This window comes from Streptomyces sp. NPDC001348 (assembly GCF_053597535.1).
In genome coordinates this window covers 95,078-111,700 of the sequence record NZ_JBSFIK010000023.1, presented here as the reverse complement: position 1 = coordinate 111,700, position 16,623 = coordinate 95,078, and the positions used below count along the sequence as shown (strand labels likewise).

The window sequence follows — 16,623 nt, the reverse complement described above, 5'->3', positions numbered from 1 at the left end:
CTTCTAGGATCCGTTGGGTTTCCCGGCTTGGTAGAGCCAGGTGCTGAACAACGTGTGGAGGTCCTTGCCCGACTTGTGCTCGGCCAGCCTGACGAACTGGCCGGTGGTGCCGTGCCCGTGGCGGTGCTCGGCCGCCCAGGCGCGCAGGATCCGGAAGAACACCGGGTCGCCGACGGCCCTGCGCAGCTCGTGCAGGGTCATGGCGCCGCGGTCGTAGACGGGGGTGTCGAAGATATGGGCGCCACTGCCCGGGTTCCCGGGCGGGAACGCCCACAGGCGATCGCTCGTCGGCCGGGCGTACAGCGCGTCGAAGGTCTTCTGGGCGCTGTCACCGCCGTGCTGTTCGCTGTAGAGCCACTCGGCGTAGGTGGCGAAGCCCTCGTTGAGCCAGATGTCCTTCCAGGAGGTGAGCGAGACGGAGTCGCCGAACCACTGGTGGGCGTTCTCGTGGACGAGGGTGCTCAGGGAGGGCGCCCGGTCGTAGAGGGGGCGGGACTGGGTCTCCAGCGCGTAGCCGATGTCGTGCGCGTGGTCGACGATCGAGCCGGCGGCACGGAAGGGGTAGGGCCCGAAGACCTTGCTCTCCCACTCCAGGACGGACGGCAGCTTCTTCAGGACGGGCGCCGCCGCGCTCGCCTCCCGTGCGTCGACGGCGTTGTACACCTGGATGCCGTCGCGGGTGGTGTACCGCTCGGTCCTGAACCTGCCGATGGTGGCGGTGGCCAGGTAGGCGGCCATCGGCTCGGTCTGGCGCCAGCGGAAGGTGGTGCGTCCGTGGGCGGTGGACCGCCCGAGGAGGACGCCGTTGGACACGGCGGTGCGGCCCTCGGGGACGGTGATGGTGATGTCGTAGGAGGACTTGTCCTTCGGGTGGTTGTTCGCCGGGAACCAGGTCATCGCGCCCTGCGGCTCCCCGGCCAGGAACGCGCCGTCGTCGGTGGGGATCCAGCCGTCCGCGGAGCCGTCCGGGTCGGTGACCGGCTTGGGGGTGCCCTGGTAGGTGACGGTGACCTTGAAGTCCTCGCCCTGGCGCAGCGCATGACGCGGGGTGACGACGAGTTCCTGGCCGCTCCGTCCGTAGCCCGCGGCCCTGCCGTCGATCGTGAGGCCGGTGACCTTCAGTCCCTTGAGGTCGAGGTCGAAGCGGGTCAGCGGCTGGGTGGCGCGGGCGCTGATGACCGCTCTGCCCTGCAACTCGGGAGCACCACTCTGGTAACGGAGCGTCAGGCCGTAGTGTCTGACGTGGTAGCCGCCGTTGCCCGCGAGGGGGAAGTACGGGTCGCCCGCGCCGGACGATCCGGTTGTCCCGGCCGCGGCGCCTGGTCCGGCGGCCGCGACCAGCGCCGCCAGGGCGACCGGTACGGTGGCCAGCATCGCGCGGCGGTTCACAACCGCGCCGCGTGCGGCCGCGGTGTGCTGTCGGGGTGACGTCACTTGCGCTCCTTGGGGGGTGGCTCGTGATCAATCACCCCAGACTAGGGACGATCGGGTCGCGGTTCACTCTTCTTCAGGTCAAGTCACGCCGCGTCGCCGACCGGTCGGCGGCAGCCGTCGCAGTACGCTCGCCGCACCGACCGCGACCCGAGAGGGGCCCCACCGTGAGCGTGCGCGTGCGCCGGATCTACGAACCGCCCGAGCCCGACGACGGCTTGCGCGTCCTGGTCGACCGGCTGTGGCCGCGCGGCGTGTCCAAGGAGGCCGCACACGTCGACCAGTGGCCCAAGGGCCTCACCCCGTCGGACGAGCTGCGCCGCTGGTACCACGGCGACCAGGGGTCGTACGAGGAGTTCCGGGAGCGGTACGAGGCCGAGCTCGCCGCTCCGGAGGCCGCCGAACTCCTCGACGCCCTCCGGGAGTCGGCGCGCAGCGGCCCGGTCACCCTGGTCACCGCGTCGAAGAACGTGGAGCAGGGCCATGCGTCGGTGCTGGCCCTGCTCCTGCGGACGTGATCAGGCCCGAGACGTCCTGACGGCGGCTCAGGCGGTCTGCTGCGCCGCGGCCCGCCCCGCCGCCCGGCCCGAGAAGAGGCAGCCGCCGAGGAAGGTGCCCTCCAGCGCGTTGTAGCCGTGGACGCCGCCGCCGCCGAAGCCGGCCACCTCGCCCGCCGCGTAGAGCCCGCCGATCGGCTGTCCGTCGGCGCCCAGCGCACGGGAGTCCAGGTCGGTCTGGATGCCGCCGAGGGTCTTGCGGGTGAGGACGTGCAGCTTCACGCCGATCAGCGGTCCGGCCGCCGGGTCCAGGATGCGGTGCGGGGTGGCGACTCGGCCGAGGCGGTCACCGATGTAGCGGCGGGCGTTGCGGATGCCCTGGATCTGGGAGTCCTTGCTGTAGGGGTTGGCGATCTGCAGGTCGCGGGCCTCGATCTGGCGCCGCACCTCGGCCGCGTCCAGCAGCGGCTTGTCCGTCAGCGCGTTCATCTTCTCGACGAGCTTCTCGGGGGTGTCCGCGGTCACGAAGTCGGCGCCGTGGCGCACGAAGTCCTGCACCGGGCCGGGCGCGCCCTTGCCGAGCAGCCGGTCACGCAGCACGGCCTTCTTGTCCTTGGCGGTGATGTCGGGGTTCTGCTCGGAACCCGACAACGCGAACTCCTTCTCGATGATCTTCCGGGTGACGATGAACCAGGAGTGGTCGTACCCCGCTATGTCCTCGGTGGTGCGCAGGTGCTTCAGGGTGCTGAGGGTGTCGTAGCCCGGCAGGCAGGGGTCGGGCAGACGGCGGCCGAGGGCGTCCAGCCACAGCGAGGACGGGCCGGGCAGGATGCGGATGCCGTGGCCGGGCCAGATCGGGTTCCAGTTCTGCACGCCCTCGGTGTAGTGCCACATCCGGTCCCGGTTGACCAGCCGTACGCCGGCGTCGGCGCTGATGTCGAGCATCCGGCCGTCGACGTACGCGGGGACGCCCGTCACCATGTCGGCGGGAGGCGTACCGAGCCGCTCGGGCCAGTACCGGCGGACGATGTCGTGGTTGCCGCCGATGCCGCCGCTGGTGACGATCACGGCCTGGGCGGTCAGTTCGAAGTCGCCCGCACGGTCGCGGTTGGAGGCCGCTCCGCGCGGCGAGTCGTCGTCGGCCAGGACGGTGCCGCGCACCCCGCGCGCGGTCCCGTCCTCGATGATCAGCTCGTCCACCCGGTGGCGGTGGTGGAAGGTGAGCAGCCCGTCCCGGGCGGCCTGCTCGGCGTACCGTACGAACGGCTCGACGACGCCCGTGCCGGTGCCCCAGGCTATGTGGAAGCGCGGTACGGAGTTGCCGTGCCCGTCGGCACGCAGGTCGCCGCGCTCGGCCCAGCCGACGGTGGGCAGCAGTGTGATGCCGTGCCCCTCGAGCCAGGACCGCTTCTCCCCCGCCGCCCACTCGACGTAGGCGCGCGCCCAGCGCACCGCCCAGGAGTCCTCGTCGTCGTGGCGGTCGAACTTCGCGCTGCCCTGCCAGTCGTTCCAGGCGAGGTCGTAGGAGTCCTTGATGCCCAGGCGGCGCTGCTCGGGCGAGTCGACGAGGAAGAGCCCGCCGAAGGACCAGAACGCCTGGCCGCCGAGGTTGGCGGCGTTCTCCTGGTCGAGCAGGGCGACCCGCCGGCCCCGGCTGGTGAGTTCGTGCGCCGCGACCAGGCCCGCGAGGCCCGCGCCGACGACGATGACGTCCGCGTCCATGACGACTGTGTCCTTCCTCGGATGTGCTTCGGATGGTGCCTCGGCAGGTGCTCCGGCACGTGCTTCTGTGCTTCGGATGCGCGCGGCGCGGGTGTTACCCGGCGGTGTCGCTGCCGTCCGTCAGCAGCGCGGTGAGGAGCTGCTTGAGCCACGCGCGAGCGGCTTCCAGGTCCTTGTCGAGCAGCAGTTGGGTGGTCACGCCGTCGTAGGCGGCGACGACCGCGCGGGCGGCACCCTCGGCGTCGCCGAGCACGGCGGGGAGTTCCGTGTGGCCCCGGGCCCGGGAGAGCCGGTCGGCGATCGCACCGCGCAGACGCGTCCGGTGGTCCAGCAGGACATGGGCGACGTCCGGGTCGCGGGCGGCGTGCACCAGGAAGTCCGTCTTCACCAGCAGCCAGTCCACGTCGAGCAGGAGCACCTCGGTGACCCGGTCCACGGAGGCGGGCACGTCGAGATCCGGTCCGTCGAGGGCGAGGGCGGCGGCCACCTGTCCGGCGATGAGGTCGGCCCGTTCCCGGTAGAGGGCGAAGAAGAGCTCGTCGAGGGTCGCGAAGTTGGAGTAGAAGGCGCCCCGGCTGAAGCCGGCGGCCTCGCAGACCTCCTCGATGGATACCCGGCCGAAGCCCTTGGCCGCGAACACCGCGAAGGCGGCGTCGAGCAGCTTGGCCCGGGTGTGCACCCGGCGCCGGGTGACGCGCCTGCCCGTCGTGTCGTCCATCGCCGTACGCACCCCCTTTCGATACACCAACGTATCCGATACATCGATGTATCGAAAGCCCGGGGCGCCCGCGCATCGACAACGGGGAACACGTTTTCGATTAAGGAGTACGCTGGCCGCATGGCCGCGCACCACCTGCAGGGCTCCCTCTTCGACCAGACCGACGAACTGCGGCTCGGCCGCCTCGACGGCCTGCGCCGCACCGTGCTCTCCGCCGGCGCCTGGATCGACGTGCTGCCCGGCTGGCTGAGCGGCGCCGACACACTGTTCGAACAACTGGCGGCCGAGGTGCCGTGGCGCGCCGAGCACCGCAAGATGTACGACAACGTCGTGGCCGTACCGCGTCTGCTCGCCTTCTACGGGGCCGCGGACCCGTTGCCGCACCCCACACTCACCGAGGCCCGTGACGCGCTCTCCCGGCACTATGCCGATGAACTGGGCGAACCCTTCACCACCGCCGGGCTGTGCTTCTACCGCGACGGCCGGGACAGCGTGGCCTGGCACGGCGACCGCATCGGACGGGGCGCCCACGAGGACACCATGGTCGCGATCCTCTCCGTGGGCACCCCTCGTGACCTGCTACTGCGGCCGGCACACGGCGGCGGCGCCGGCATCCGGCGGCCACTGGGCCACGGCGACCTCATCGTCATGGGCGGCTCCTGCCAACGCACATGGCAGCACTGCATACCCAAGACCACCCGGGCCACGGGACCACGCATCAGCATCCAGTTCCGCCCCCACGGCGTGCACTGAGCCGGGCCGACCGCCGACGTGCCACGGTCGTCGGCGTGCCCCGGGCGTTGTGCGCGGCTCCGGCAATACATCCCATCTATGGGGAGTATGCGGCACCTTGGCATGCCGCCCACCGGCAACAGATCGCCGCACGGCACAGCTGGTGCTACCCCGCTCAAGATTCTCCCCTCCCGACCCTGGACACGACAACAGGCCGCCCCTGTAATACATCCCATGTCCTTGGCGGCCTCTTGCAACCCGGGAGAACGTCCCCGTCTTCCCTCCCGCGCATCACCGGGCCGCCCCGCCGCGCCTGGAGACCGGCGGCCTCAACGCCGTGGCCAGGCGCGCCCACCATCAGACAATGGAGTCGCCCCGTGGAACTGCCCGAGCTCCCCACCAACCGCCGGCGCTTCCTCACCGCCGCCGCCCTGGCAGCCGGCGCCACGGCCCTGCCCGGCTTCCTGTTCGCCGCCCGGGCCGCCGCGGCCTTACCGCCCGAGGTCACCCTCCCCGGCCGAGGCATCTGGGACAACGCCACCGCTTCGACCTGGACCAACGGGTTCCTGAGCGGCAACGGTGAGTACGGCGCCCTCTACTACGGGGCCCCCGCGCTCGAAAAGATGATCTTGAACTATCACAAGCTCGTGCTGCCCAACGGCAGCCGGCGCGTCATGCCCCCGGTGATCTCGGGCCACCTCGAGGCGGCCCGCGACAAGGCACTGGCCGGTGACTACTCCGGGGCCGCCGCCACCTTCGCCTCCGGCTGGAGCCTGCGGTGGACGCAGACCTTCCACCCCGGCTACGAGCTGCGGTTGAGCACCCCGGCCATGACCACCGTCGACAACTTCGCCCGCGTCACCGACTTCCGTACCGGCGAGGTCACCCATACGTGGACCGACCAGGCCGGTACATGGAAGCGCCACGTCTTCGTCTCGCGTGCCGACAAGGTCGTCGTCCACGAGCTCCTGCCCGCCACCGGCCGCACGATCGACACCACCATCAGCATCAGCACCGCCCTCGACGGCGTTCCGTCCAGCGTCTCCTTCGCCACCACCGCGCGAGTCTCGGGCGGCGACGGCTACCTGAACCTGCGCGGCACCTACCCCTCCGGCGGCGCCTACGGCTACGAGGGCGTCACCCGCATCGTCGTCACCGGCAGCGGCTCCTCCGTCACCGCCAACGGGCAGACGCTGGTGGTCGCCAGGGCCGCCACAGTCGTGCTGCTGACCAAACTCGGCCGGTACGAGAACTCCACCGACTGGAACTCCCAGCCGCTGCAGACCGCCCTCGCGGGACTGACCGCCGACTACACCACCCTGCTGGACAGGCACGCCCCGCTGCACCAGGCGATGTACGACCGCTCCGGCATCGACCTGAACGTTCCCACCGCCGACCGTCAGATGGCCACCAGTGACCTGATCGCCCGGCAGAACAGCAACACGTCCGCCATCGACGTCGCGCTGCTGGAGCGGATGTACGACTCCGGCCGCTACATGTTCGTCAGCTCCACCGGCGTCCTCCCGCCGCGCCTGACCGGTATCTGGACCGGCACGTGGAACGGCTCGTGGGCGGACGACTTCACCACCGACGCCAATATCAACCTGCAGGTCGCGGGGGGCAACATCCTCGATCTCGGCGACGCCATGGAGGGCTACTTCGACCTGGTCCTCGGCCAGCTGGCCGACTGGAGAACCAACGCCACCAACCTCTACGGCGCCCGCGGCTTCTTCGCCCCGTCCCGTACCGACGGCGAGTACGGGCACATGCTCCACTTCGATGCCGGCTCCTTCCCCGGCGAAGCCTGGACCGGCGGCGCCGACTGGCTGCTCCACCCGCTGCTGGAGCACTACCAGGTCACCGGTGACACCGACTTCCTGAAGCACAGGCTCGGCCCGGCGCTGATGGAACTGGCCCTGTTCTACGAGGACTTCCTCACACGCACGGACTCCAGCGGCAAGGCGGTCTTCGTCCCCTCCTTCTCCATGGAGAACTCACCGGCCAGCACCGGCCAGTTGTTCTCCGTCAACGCCACCGCCGACATCATGGCCGGCAAGCACGCCCTGCAGGCCGCCGTCGACGCGGCCAACAGCCTCGGCGTCGAACAGGGCAGCGGCCAGGGCGTGGCACGCTGGACCGCTCTGCTCGCCAAGCTTCCCGACTACACCGTCAACGGCGACGGTGCGCTCGCCGAGTGGTCCTGGCCGGGGCTGACCGACCGCTACAACCACCGGCACATCTCCCACCTGTACGGCGCCTGGCCGCTGCACGAGATCAACCCCGAGGACAAGCCCGACCTCGTCGGATACGCCCGCACGGCGCTGGACAAGCGCGGCGACGAGAACTACTCGGCCCACGGCAGCCTGCACCGTGCACTGGCCCGCGCCCGCCTCAAGGACGGCCCCGGCGTCTACGGCAACCTGCTGAAGATCTACGGCAGGAACATGGTGTGGCGATCGCTCATGACCTCCCACAACCCCAACCTGGACATCTACAACTGCGACGCCGCCAACACCATCCCAGCCGTCATCGCCGAGGCGCTCGTGTACACGCGTCCCCGCATCCTGGAAATCCTCCCCGCGCTGCCCGACCAGCTCGCCAAGGGCAGTATCAACGGCGTGCGCGGCCGTAACCGCGTCACCATCCAGTCGCTGTCCTGGGACACCGCCGCGCGCACCGCCACCGTCAAGCTCACCTCCGACATCGACCAGGACATCACGTTCATCTGTCGGCGCGGCATCACGTCCGTCAGCACAGACGCCACGGTCACCACGTCGTCTCTCGGCAACCACGCCCGAGTGGTGTCGCTGACCGCCGGAACGCGCACCACGATCACCATCGGCCTTCTGACCGGCGCCTTCAAGCTGGTCAACCGCAACAGCGGCAAGGTCATGGACGTCTCCGGCGCCTCCACGTCCAACGGCGCGTCCGTCATCCAGTGGCCGTGGTCGGGCAGTGCGAACCAGCAGTGGAAGCTGCTGCCGGACTACGACGGCTCCTTCCGCCTGTCCAGTGTCGGCAGCGCGAAGGTGCTCGACAGCCCGGGCGGCTCCGCCGGCGTCGGCACGGCCCTGGACCAGTGGTCGGACACCAACAGCAGCAACCAGTGGTGGAAGCTCGTCCCGGCGGCCACCAGCGGCCACTACCGCCTCGTCAACGTCAGGAACGGACTGAGCGCGGACGTGCAGAACGGATCCACCGCCGACGGCGCCAAGATCGTCCAGTGGTCCGCCGGCAGCGGCGCCAGTCAGGAATGGCAGCCCGTCGCGCTGTGACGCCACGGGTGCGCGGACCGGGCGACGCCGCTGATCGCCGGCCTGTCCGTCACCCCTGACCTACTCCCATCGGCGTACGGTCCGAACGCCGGCCGCGGTGACGGGCCGCGCCGAACGCGGTGACGGCGGTCACCCTGAGAACCCGCGTGCGCAGGGGCGGCTTGGGCAGGGACGCGGCGCCCCTTTCCGGCAGGGCGGTCGGCGCGTCCCGGCCCTTCTCGCGGGCTGGTTTCATGACCTCTGCGACGTGCAGTGCCTGCCGTCCGGTGCCCGCGTCCTTGATCTGTGTCTTGCAGGAGAATCGCGCCGCACATGGCAGCGGCGGGCAACGGACGCATCGTTCTGATCGGCTCGGTCGCGGGCAGCGTGGGCGTGCGTGGCGAGGCCGTCTACCCAGCGGTCAAGGCCGGGCTCGGCGCCTTCGCCGACGCCCTGCGATACGAGCTGCGCGGGACGAGCATCGGCGTCAGTCATGTGATCCCCGGGGTGGTGGACACGCCGTTCTTCGTCCGGCGCGGAGTGCCGTACCTGAGGTCGTCGCCCAGGCCGATGGCGGCCGAGCGAGTGGCCGACGCCGTGTGCCGTGCTGTACGGCACGGCCGTGACGAGGTGTACGTCCCGGGGTGGCTGTGGCTGCCCGCCCGGGTGCGGGGCACGGCTCCCGGGCTGTACCGGTGGCTCGCCGCACGGTTCGGATGAGGGGCCGCGGAACCGCGGCGGCGGAGCCGGACGGGCGGGCGACCCGACGTGCCGTCACGGCATTCCGTACGGCTGCGGCCACATGGACCAGGACGCCGGCCCGCGAGATCGCACCGGGCCGCGGCCCCCGCGTCTCGGCAGGGGGGCCACTCGCTCGCGGTTCCCACCCGGTTCGAGACCGCCCACGGCCGGACCGGCGACGGTCCCCCGCGGCATTCGGCTTCTTACGGCGGACCGGCGACACCGTTCGGCACACCGGCGCGCACGGCGCTCGGCCCTGTGCCGCGGCACCCCGGCCGGTGGCCATCGCCCCGGTCGCGCGCCCGGCCGACGCCGGCGCTCTCGCCCGGCACGACCACGACCCGGAAGTTCGATGGGGCGGCACGGGCCGCCCTCGCACCGCAGTCCCCCGGCCACCGTGTCCGACACGGCGCCCCGCTGCCGTGGTGCGGACCCTCGTCAGGCCGGGTGCCCGGTCCGCCGCCCCGGTCCTGTTCGGTTTTCGTGCCTTCCGGGTATTCGGACCCTACGGACGAATCGGCGGCGGGCAGGGGGCGGGGGTTCCGTACGCGCGCCGGACCGGGTCGAGGGAGCGGCCAGTGAACGGCTACCGCCGCAGGCTTCACCGGGTACTGGACCGGCTCGCGGCCCTCGCTCTGATCAGGGAGGGCCGGAAGCTGGAACTGATGCACCGTGCCCTGGGTTTCGCCACCCTCTCCCTCGTCACCTTGGCGCCTCTCCTGATCGTCGTCGCCGCCGCCGACCCTCTCGGCAAGGGCGGCTTCGCCACTTGGCTCGTCGACGGGATGGGCCTTTCCGGGCGATCGGGGCATGTTCTGACAGATGTCATCACCCCGCCCCGGAAGGTCATCGGAGCCACCAGCGTGCTGGGCGGCATCGCCCTCGCCGTGTTCGGCGTGCCGTTCGGGGGCAGCGTGCAGAACGGCTACGAGCGGATCTGGCGGCTGCCGCCCGGTCCGTGGCACCGCATCTGGCGGCAGGCGGTGTGGCTGGCGGTGCTGACCGCCTACCTCTACCAGGAAGTACAGACGGGCATCGCCTTCCACGGGTGGCCCCGGATCGGGCTGTCGGCGCTGACCGGCGTGCTGTTCTTCTGGTGGGCGCAGCACTTCCTGCTGGGCGGGAAGATCCGCCGGCGCGATCTGCTGCCCGGAGCGATCGCCACCATGATCGGCCTGGGGGGGCTCCGTGTGTTCTCGCAGCTGGTCTTCACCCCGATGCTCGCGACCAACGCGGTGAGCTACGGGGGCGTGGGCATCGTCCTCGTCGTGGAGTCGTGGCTCACGGGCGTCGGGTTCGTGGTCTACGGCGGCGCCATGGTCGGTCACTGGTTCTGTGAGCATCACTGGTGGCGGCGGGCGACGAGTCCCGACGATCAGGCGCCGGGTCCCGAAGAAGGCCGACCGCACGAGTGATCCGTCCGAGACCGTCGCCACCGCTGCCGAGCACGGCCACATGCCCGGAGGAACCGGCGTGATGTGGATGGTCGAAGGAAGAACCAGGTCCTTGGCCAGTGGCAGGAGGTTGGGGGTGCGCCTGTATCACAGTCGTCCGACGGATCCCGGGTACCGCCGTCTTCGGCACGGGCGTGGCCGCCCTGCCCGAGCTGGGCGGCGAGGGCACCAACGGCGTCCCCGCCACGCGCCCCGGCCGGAGAACTTCAGGCGGCCTGCTGGGAGGCGGCCGCATCGGGGTGCAGGTCGTCGAGGGTGAGTCGGTGTGCGGGAGGATCCGGAAGGACGACCTGGTGGGAGATACGCAGGTCGGGGCCGACGTGGAGCAGTTCGCCGGGTGCCATCTCGCGCCAGTGGGGATGGTCGTCCATGCGCTCGCTGGCGACGACGACCGCGGGGTGCTCGGCGAGGTACGCCGAGTGGATGCGCATGCGGCCGTGGCTGCCGCTGTGGTCGAGGTGCCGACTGCCGTGCTGGCCGCCTGCGGGGCGTGCGAGGACGTACAGGTCGTGGGTGTCCGGATAGCGCAGCGCCCACAGTTCCTGCGGAGTGATGAGGATCAGGTTCAGGGCGTAGACCGGCAGGTTCGCGGCGATCCAGCGGGCGGCCTGCCGGATGCCGGCGGTGACGTCGCCGTCGTGCCGTCGGGTTTCCCTGGTGATCAGGGCGAAGAACCGCTCGGAGTCGGTGTCGCCCTTCACCAGTGTCCGGTCCTCGCCCAGGTGGTCGTCGAGCCTGTCCAGGCCCTCGACGACCCCGTTGTGCGCGAAGAGCCGTCCGTCCTGCTCGAAGGGGTGGGTGTTACGCATGTCCAGGCTGCCGGTGGAGGCGAAGCGCACGTGGGCGATGAAGGTCGCCGACTCCTCCTGCCGGGCCTCCTCGGCGAAGGCGCGGTCACGGTAGGCGGCGATGGGGGCCTTGTCCACGCGCGGGGTGCCTTCGGCGGTGAAGTGGCCGAGGCCCGTGCCGTCGGGATCGCGGTGACTCTGCCGACTGAGGCTGTCGGGGGCGTCGAGGAGCCAGAAGGTGGCGTGCGTACGTTGCGGGGCACTGCTGAGGCCGAACAGGCGGCACATGGGATTCCTCCATGCTGGGCGACCGGCTCTTCGCCGCTCATGCGGGGGCGGCGGCTCGTGCTCTGGGTGATGTACAGGTCAAGGTTCTCACCACGGGCGTGGACTTCCACACCGGAGGGCGTCGGGTGCCGTGCATCCCCGCCTCGTCCCCGATCCAGCCCAGCGGGGGCAGCTTCGGGTCGTCGCCGGCGGGAGCCACCGGTGGCTCTCCTCCCGCCCTGTTGAAGGCGCCCAGGGCCTCGATGAGTGCCAGCCGCTGTGTGGGGCCGAGCCGGGCGACGATCGCGGCGATCTCGGAGCGCCGCCGGGTGGTGACGTCCTGGACGGTGCGTCGCCCCTCCTCGGTGAGCTGCAGCAGGGTCTCGCGACGGTTGTCGGGGTTGGTCTGCCGGTCGGCGAGCCCGGCCGCGATGAGCCGGTCCACCATCCGCATCGCTGTCGACGGTGCCACCTGGAGCAGGTCGGCGAGACCGACCAGCTTGGTGGCGCCCCGGGTGGCCAGTACGACGAGCATCCGGAACTGCGGCAGGGTCACTCTCTCCTCGACCTCGGCGAGGGAACGGGCGGAAACAGCCACCAGCAGACGGGAGGCGGTCAGCACCGCCCGGGTGACCGCGTCGATGTCGTCCATCGCCCCCGCAGGGTGCATTTCATGCTCCGGCACGTGTCCTTTCTACCGTGGCGAAGTCGCCTCACACTCACGCATGCGAACAGGCTTTCCTTCCCCACGAGAGGTCAGGCGGCGGACAGGGAGTCCAGGGCGGCGTCCAGGCGGGCGGTGGCTTCGTCGGCGACCGGCTTGAGCGCGTCGAGACCGGTGAGGGTCACCATGGTGTTCGGGTCGAGGGCCTGGACGAGCAGGTGGTCCCCTTCGCGGCGGACGACGACATTGCAGGGCAGGAGCAGACCGATGGAGCGGTCCGCTTCCAGTGCGCGGTGGGCCAGCGGCGGGTTGCAGGCGCCGAGGATCAGGTAGTCCTCCATGTCGTGGCCGAGCTTGGCCTGCAAGGTGCCTTTGACGTCGATCTCGGTGAGGATGCCGAACCCCTGGTCGGCCAGGGCCTGGCGGACCGCGGCGACGGCGGCGCCGAAGTCGGTGGCGGCCAGGCGGACGGTGCGGTCGTAGGACACGGCGCGCGCTCCTTCGGCTATGGGGAATACGTGGTGTTCGGTACCCCGCCGGGTACCCGCCGCAGAGGTCGCGATGCCGCGCGGGGGCCCGGACACCACCGCAATGATACCCCCCGGGGTATCTCCGCGCTCGGTCCGTGCACCGGGGCCGCGATACTGGACAAGGGGACGGCGAAGCACCTCGCCGGGAGAGCCTCCGGCCTCCGCCGCGACAGGACGCGCCCGGGACTCAGGCAAGGGAGAGGAACAGCTTCTCCAGCCTCGCCCGCATCCGTTCGCGGTCCTCGGCCGCTTGCCCGCTGTCGGCCATGCAGTGCTGCAGCCCCGTCGCGATGATCGCGAACCCGGCCCGGTCCAGCGCCCGGGAGACCGCCGCGAGCTGGGTGATCACATCCTCGCAGTCACGGCCTTCCTCGATCATCTTGATGATGCCCGCGATCTGCCCCTGCGCCCGCCGCAGCCGGTTGAGCACATTCTTGAGCTCTTCGGCCGCCATCTCCAGTTCCACACGCCCTCCTCCATGGATACCCCCTAGGGTATTCTAGGCCGTCCGGAACAGCCACGACCCGGACGACGACGGCGGCGCGGCGGGACAACTCGTCGTGCGACATCGAGGGCGCGCCGGCCCTGGACGGCCTGCCGCTCCCGCGAGGGCCCGGAAGAGGGCCGACCGGCCCTACCGTGCGCCGATGGCCCACGGCGAGGATGGCCGGATGCTCCAAGACGACGCCTTTCGCGCACTCGACCGGCAGGAGTGCTTGCGGCTGCTGGCCAAGGTGCCGGTCGGCCGCGTGGTGTTCACCAGGCAGGCCCTGCCCGCGGTACTCCCCATCAACTTCTCCCTGGACGAGGACGCCTCAGTGCTGCTGTTCACCTCGGCCGGCTCCGACCTGGTGCGTGCCATCGACGGCGTGGTGGTCGCCTTCGAGGCGGACGAGTTCGACGCGGACACCCGGTCCGGTTGGAGCGTGATCGTCACCGGAAGGGCCACCCTGGTGACCGACCCCGTCGAGCGACAGCGTCTTTCAGAGACCGGACCGAACTCCTGGATGCCGGTGCGGGACGGGGTCTTCGTACGGATCGAGTCCGCACTGGTCACCGGACGCGAACTCGCCGGGGCACGCACCACGCAGTGAGCCCCGGCCGACGTGAGCGCTTCACGTGCGGTCCGCCGGCCGGGCCCTGGGCGGCACTGGCGGTGGCCCCGGACCAGGCTCGGCCCGATCCCAGAAGGGTCTCGCGCCTGGTCAGACGATGTCGAGAATGTCTCTCACCGGGCGGCGAGGAGTGGCCGGGCCTCTGGGGCCGTAGCCGAGGCGCAGCACCATCTGCACCTGCCCGGAGCCGGTTCCCGGGTCGCGGGCCAGCAGACGCAGCTCGGGCGTCTCCAAGGCATGGGACGTCAGGGAGGTCGCCAGATCGGCCAGGGTGGCCTCCAGCAGGACACGCTCAAGCGCCTGCCCGGCGCGCAGCCAGTCGGCAGGGCCGTCACCGGGCGTGGTCAACAGCGCCAGGTGCGGGGCGTGCTCGAAGGTCGTACTACCCCGCTCGGCCACCGGCCGGCGCCCGGCGAAGTCCCGCACCGGTGCCCTGCCGTCCCGTCGCCGTGGCCCGAAGGCGTATTCGGGAACCCCGTCGACCGCCGTGTCGGCCTCCGGCCCCAGCCGGGTCCATCTGACCAGGTCCTCATTGGACGACGGATCCATGACGTCACGGCTTTCCGCGTCCTGGAGCAGGTCGAGAAGTGTCTCGGCATGCCAGGGCCCGGGAAAGCGCAGAACGGCTCCCTCCCGCTCGGCGGCCTCCCGCAGGGCGGTCCGCACATCCTCGGGGAGGTCCTTCTCGGCGAAGGGATGGCGGCTGGTGTGCCGCTGCCGGATCGCGGGGTGCAGCCTCGCAAGATCCTCGCCCCGCGGTGGCCCGGCCTGTTCGGCGAGACGGACGGTGGCGAGCAGCAGCGGGTCCTGCGGCTCGGGCAGCAGCCGGGCCTCCGCGGTGAGGCCACGGTGCGCGGCGGCCACCCGCAGGTTGAACAGTGCCGCCCCGCATCCGATGTGCAACGCCCGGTTGTCGGGGTCGGACCGCGGCATGGCACGCTGGAGATCGGCATACAGCAGCAGGAGACGTTCGCCGGTCAGAAGGCGGAAGCGCCACGGCTGCGCGTTGTGCATGGACGGCGCCGCGGCGGCCTCGGCCACCAGAACGGTCACCGTCTCCTCGTCGAACTGCGGCGATGGCATGTCATCCTCCTCACGTCCCGACGAGAGGTGGTCACTGGTACCAGGTACCCCTGAGCCGCTCGGTGGCCACGGCACCGTGCGGGCCGGCCCGTGTTCCCGGAGGAAGATCCCGCGTCGCAAGACGCTCTCGGCGAGCGGCCGGCTGGGTCAGGGCGGTGAAGGCACGGAGCCGTGGCTCATGCGGCGCGCCGCGAGGCGGAGGCCGGCCGGGTGCGGTGCGCGGCCGTCGGGGCCCCTGCCGGTGTGGCCCGCCTCCGGTAGACCAGATAGGGCCGGACCAGATACCCGATCGGGGCGCTCCACACATGCACCAGCCGGGTGAACGGCCAGGCCGCGAAGAGCAGGCAGGCCGTCAGGGCGTGCAGTTGGAACAGCAGTGGGGCTCCGGCGATGGCCTCCGGCCGCGGCTGGAGGACGAACAGGCCGCGGAACCAGACGGAGACGGTGGCGCGGTAGTCGTAACCGGGCCCGAAGACGTTGTGGGCGGCGGTGGTGGTGATGCCGAGCAGAACCGTGGCGGACAGCAGGGGGAAGAGCAGTTTGTCGCTGCGGTCGGTGGTGAGACGGATCCGGCGGGTGAGAAGCCGGCGGGCGCACAGCATGACCAGCCCGGTGACCATGGCGGTTCCCGCCACGGAACCGGCCCAGACGGCCGTGGTGTGGTAGGCACGCTCGGAGATGCCTGCCGCTTCGGTCCACGAGTCGGGGATGGCGAGTCCCACGACGTGCCCGGCGATCACCATGAAGGCGCCCAGGTGGAACAGCGGGCTGCCCCAGCGCAGCCAGCGGTGCTCCAGCAGTGCGCTGGTGTGGGTGGTCCAGCCGAACTGGTCCTGGCGGTAGCGCCAGATGTGCCCGACCACGAACACGGCGAGACAGATGTAGGGGAAGGCGACCCACAGCAGAAGGTCGGTGCCACTCGCCGGTGCGGCGGCCGACGGGGAAAGTGCTGCGGCGTTCATCGGCTGTCTTCCCTGCGGGTGATGGTCTGGGCGGCGGGCGGCACACGGGTCGGCGAGGCGGCCGTCGGGGGCACGAACGTGCCCGGAGGGGCGAACTCGCCGTCGCCGTAACGTCCGTAGGGGTCAAGGCCGACCTCTTCGTTCGGTGGGCCCTCTGCCACGAGCCGGGCCACCGCCGCGCGGTCGGCCTCGGTGGGCGGCGGCAGCAGACTGAGCAGTGCGGCCAGGACGTGCCGGTACGGCGAGCCTGCGTCGGTCAGGGCGCGGTGGATCAGCTCCAGTCCCCGCCGGTGCTGCCGCAGCGGCGCCTCTCCCCCGCCCGGGCCTGCCAGAGCGGCGAACTCCAGCACGACCGGGAGGTGGTCGGGCAGTTCACCGCCGTCGGTGTCCCAGCCCGCGGCCTTGTACCGCTGGTTCAGGGTGAGCAGGGCCATGCCGCGGCGGCGGGTGTCGCCGTGCAGGTAGTAGGTGAGGTAGAGGCTGCTCCGGCGGCGCAGGTCGAACATCTCGACGTAGTGGCGTTCCAGCGCCTCGGGATCCTGTGCGGCGAACCAGCCGTTGAACCGGACCAGGTGTTCCGCCCCGGGCGTGGCCGGCAGGGCCTCCACCACGGTCGTCAAGTCGCCCCTGGCTCCGGTCAGTTCGGGGTCGGGGTACTGCAGCAG

General features: G+C 71.1%; 14 protein-coding genes and 2 pseudogenes. 6 read left to right on the top strand and 10 right to left on the bottom strand.

Going from position 1 to position 16,623, the window contains the following annotated elements:
* Window positions 1–3: 3 nt before the first annotated feature.
* The gene (locus tag ACWC21_RS23975; protein ID WP_450884876.1) at window positions 4–1,374 is read right to left on the bottom strand and encodes a M1 family metallopeptidase; all 1,371 of its coding nucleotides are present in this window, start codon (window positions 1,372–1,374) and stop codon (window positions 4–6) included.
* A 224-nt stretch (window positions 1,375–1,598) separates the two neighbouring features.
* Between ACWC21_RS23975 and ACWC21_RS23970 the strand changes: the two genes are divergently transcribed.
* Window positions 1,599–1,949: a DUF488 domain-containing protein gene (locus tag ACWC21_RS23970; RefSeq protein ID WP_450884848.1), complete on the top strand. Its 351-nt coding sequence runs from the start codon at window positions 1,599–1,601 to the stop codon at window positions 1,947–1,949.
* A 27-nt stretch (window positions 1,950–1,976) separates the two neighbouring features.
* On the opposite strand, the gene ACWC21_RS23965 is transcribed toward ACWC21_RS23970, so the two are convergent.
* Both ACWC21_RS23965 and ACWC21_RS23960 read right to left on the bottom strand, forming a co-directional pair.
* Window positions 1,977–3,650, bottom strand: coding sequence for an FAD-binding dehydrogenase (locus ACWC21_RS23965; protein ID WP_450884847.1), 1,674 nt, complete (start codon window positions 3,648–3,650; stop codon window positions 1,977–1,979).
* A gap of 94 nt (window positions 3,651–3,744) precedes the next feature.
* Window positions 3,745–4,368 carry a TetR/AcrR family transcriptional regulator gene (locus tag ACWC21_RS23960; protein ID WP_450884846.1) on the bottom strand — a complete coding sequence of 208 codons (624 nt, stop codon included), beginning with the start codon at window positions 4,366–4,368 and terminating at the stop codon, window positions 3,745–3,747.
* Between the two features lie 120 nt (window positions 4,369–4,488).
* Between ACWC21_RS23960 and ACWC21_RS23955 the strand changes: the two genes are divergently transcribed.
* The 4 genes and pseudogenes from ACWC21_RS23955 to ACWC21_RS23940 all read left to right on the top strand — a co-directional run bounded on the left by ACWC21_RS23955 (window position 4,489) and on the right by ACWC21_RS23940 (window position 10,510).
* A complete protein-coding gene (locus tag ACWC21_RS23955) occupies window positions 4,489–5,121 on the top strand; it encodes an alpha-ketoglutarate-dependent dioxygenase AlkB (protein ID WP_450884845.1) in 633 nt (210 codons plus the stop codon).
* A gap of 356 nt (window positions 5,122–5,477) precedes the next feature.
* A complete protein-coding gene (locus tag ACWC21_RS23950; RefSeq protein WP_450884844.1) occupies window positions 5,478–8,375 on the top strand; it encodes a glycosyl hydrolase family 95 catalytic domain-containing protein in 2,898 nt (965 codons plus the stop codon).
* A gap of 294 nt (window positions 8,376–8,669) precedes the next feature.
* Window positions 8,670–9,074, top strand: a pseudogene (locus tag ACWC21_RS23945) (SDR family NAD(P)-dependent oxidoreductase); the annotation flags it as partial.
* A gap of 599 nt (window positions 9,075–9,673) precedes the next feature.
* Entirely contained in the window at window positions 9,674–10,510 is an 837-nt protein-coding gene (locus ACWC21_RS23940; protein ID WP_450884843.1) for a ribonuclease BN, read from the top strand.
* A gap of 245 nt (window positions 10,511–10,755) precedes the next feature.
* Here ACWC21_RS23940 and ACWC21_RS23935 read toward each other — a convergent pair whose 3' ends face one another.
* The 4 genes and pseudogenes from ACWC21_RS23935 to ACWC21_RS23920 form a co-directional block, all read right to left on the bottom strand.
* Window positions 10,756–11,625 (bottom strand): class II glutamine amidotransferase, encoded by an 870-nt coding sequence (locus tag ACWC21_RS23935; RefSeq protein ID WP_450884842.1) that lies wholly within the window; start codon window positions 11,623–11,625, stop codon window positions 10,756–10,758.
* Between the two features lie 136 nt (window positions 11,626–11,761).
* Window positions 11,762–12,256 (bottom strand): annotated as a pseudogene (locus ACWC21_RS23930) (MarR family winged helix-turn-helix transcriptional regulator); the annotation flags it as partial.
* Between the two features lie 104 nt (window positions 12,257–12,360).
* Window positions 12,361–12,756, bottom strand: coding sequence for a DUF302 domain-containing protein (locus ACWC21_RS23925; protein ID WP_450884841.1), 396 nt, complete (start codon window positions 12,754–12,756; stop codon window positions 12,361–12,363).
* Window positions 12,757–12,985: 229 nt separating this feature from the next.
* Window positions 12,986–13,264 (bottom strand): metal-sensitive transcriptional regulator, encoded by a 279-nt coding sequence (locus tag ACWC21_RS23920; RefSeq protein WP_450884840.1) that lies wholly within the window; start codon window positions 13,262–13,264, stop codon window positions 12,986–12,988.
* 205 nt (window positions 13,265–13,469) lie between these two features.
* Here ACWC21_RS23920 and ACWC21_RS23915 point away from each other — a divergent pair, with 205 nt between their 5' ends.
* The gene (locus tag ACWC21_RS23915; protein WP_450884839.1) at window positions 13,470–13,892 is read left to right on the top strand and encodes a pyridoxamine 5'-phosphate oxidase family protein; all 423 of its coding nucleotides are present in this window, start codon (window positions 13,470–13,472) and stop codon (window positions 13,890–13,892) included.
* Between the two features lie 111 nt (window positions 13,893–14,003).
* Here ACWC21_RS23915 and ACWC21_RS23910 read toward each other — a convergent pair whose 3' ends face one another.
* The 3 genes from ACWC21_RS23910 to narJ all read right to left on the bottom strand — a co-directional run.
* Window positions 14,004–14,996 (bottom strand): Acg family FMN-binding oxidoreductase, encoded by a 993-nt coding sequence (locus ACWC21_RS23910; protein ID WP_450884838.1) that lies wholly within the window; start codon window positions 14,994–14,996, stop codon window positions 14,004–14,006.
* 176 nt (window positions 14,997–15,172) lie between these two features.
* On the bottom strand, window positions 15,173–15,958 hold the full coding sequence (narI, locus tag ACWC21_RS23905; protein ID WP_450884837.1) for a respiratory nitrate reductase subunit gamma: 786 nt from the start codon (window positions 15,956–15,958) through the stop codon (window positions 15,173–15,175).
* On the bottom strand, window positions 15,955–16,623 hold a 669-nt coding region (narJ, locus tag ACWC21_RS23900), incomplete at its 5' end, for a nitrate reductase molybdenum cofactor assembly chaperone (protein ID WP_450884836.1). The genes narJ and narI, both read right to left, overlap by 4 nt.

Excerpts from the sequence above, each read along its gene's own strand:
- ACWC21_RS23915 (WP_450884839.1), top strand. The coding sequence starts at position 13,470 with ATGCTCCAAGACGACGCCTTTCGCGCACTCGACCGGCAGGAGTGCTTG.
- ACWC21_RS23975 (WP_450884876.1), bottom strand. The coding sequence starts at position 1,374 with ATGCTGGCCACCGTACCGGTCGCCCTGGCGGCGCTGGTCGCGGCCGCC.
- ACWC21_RS23960 (WP_450884846.1), bottom strand. The coding sequence starts at position 4,368 with ATGGACGACACGACGGGCAGGCGCGTCACCCGGCGCCGGGTGCACACC.
- narI (WP_450884837.1), bottom strand. The coding sequence starts at position 15,958 with ATGAACGCCGCAGCACTTTCCCCGTCGGCCGCCGCACCGGCGAGTGGC.
- ACWC21_RS23910 (WP_450884838.1), bottom strand. The coding sequence starts at position 14,996 with ATGCCATCGCCGCAGTTCGACGAGGAGACGGTGACCGTTCTGGTGGCC.
- ACWC21_RS23955 (WP_450884845.1), top strand. The coding sequence starts at position 4,489 with ATGGCCGCGCACCACCTGCAGGGCTCCCTCTTCGACCAGACCGACGAA.
- ACWC21_RS23935 (WP_450884842.1), bottom strand. The coding sequence starts at position 11,625 with ATGTGCCGCCTGTTCGGCCTCAGCAGTGCCCCGCAACGTACGCACGCC.
- ACWC21_RS23965 (WP_450884847.1), bottom strand. The coding sequence starts at position 3,650 with ATGGACGCGGACGTCATCGTCGTCGGCGCGGGCCTCGCGGGCCTGGTC.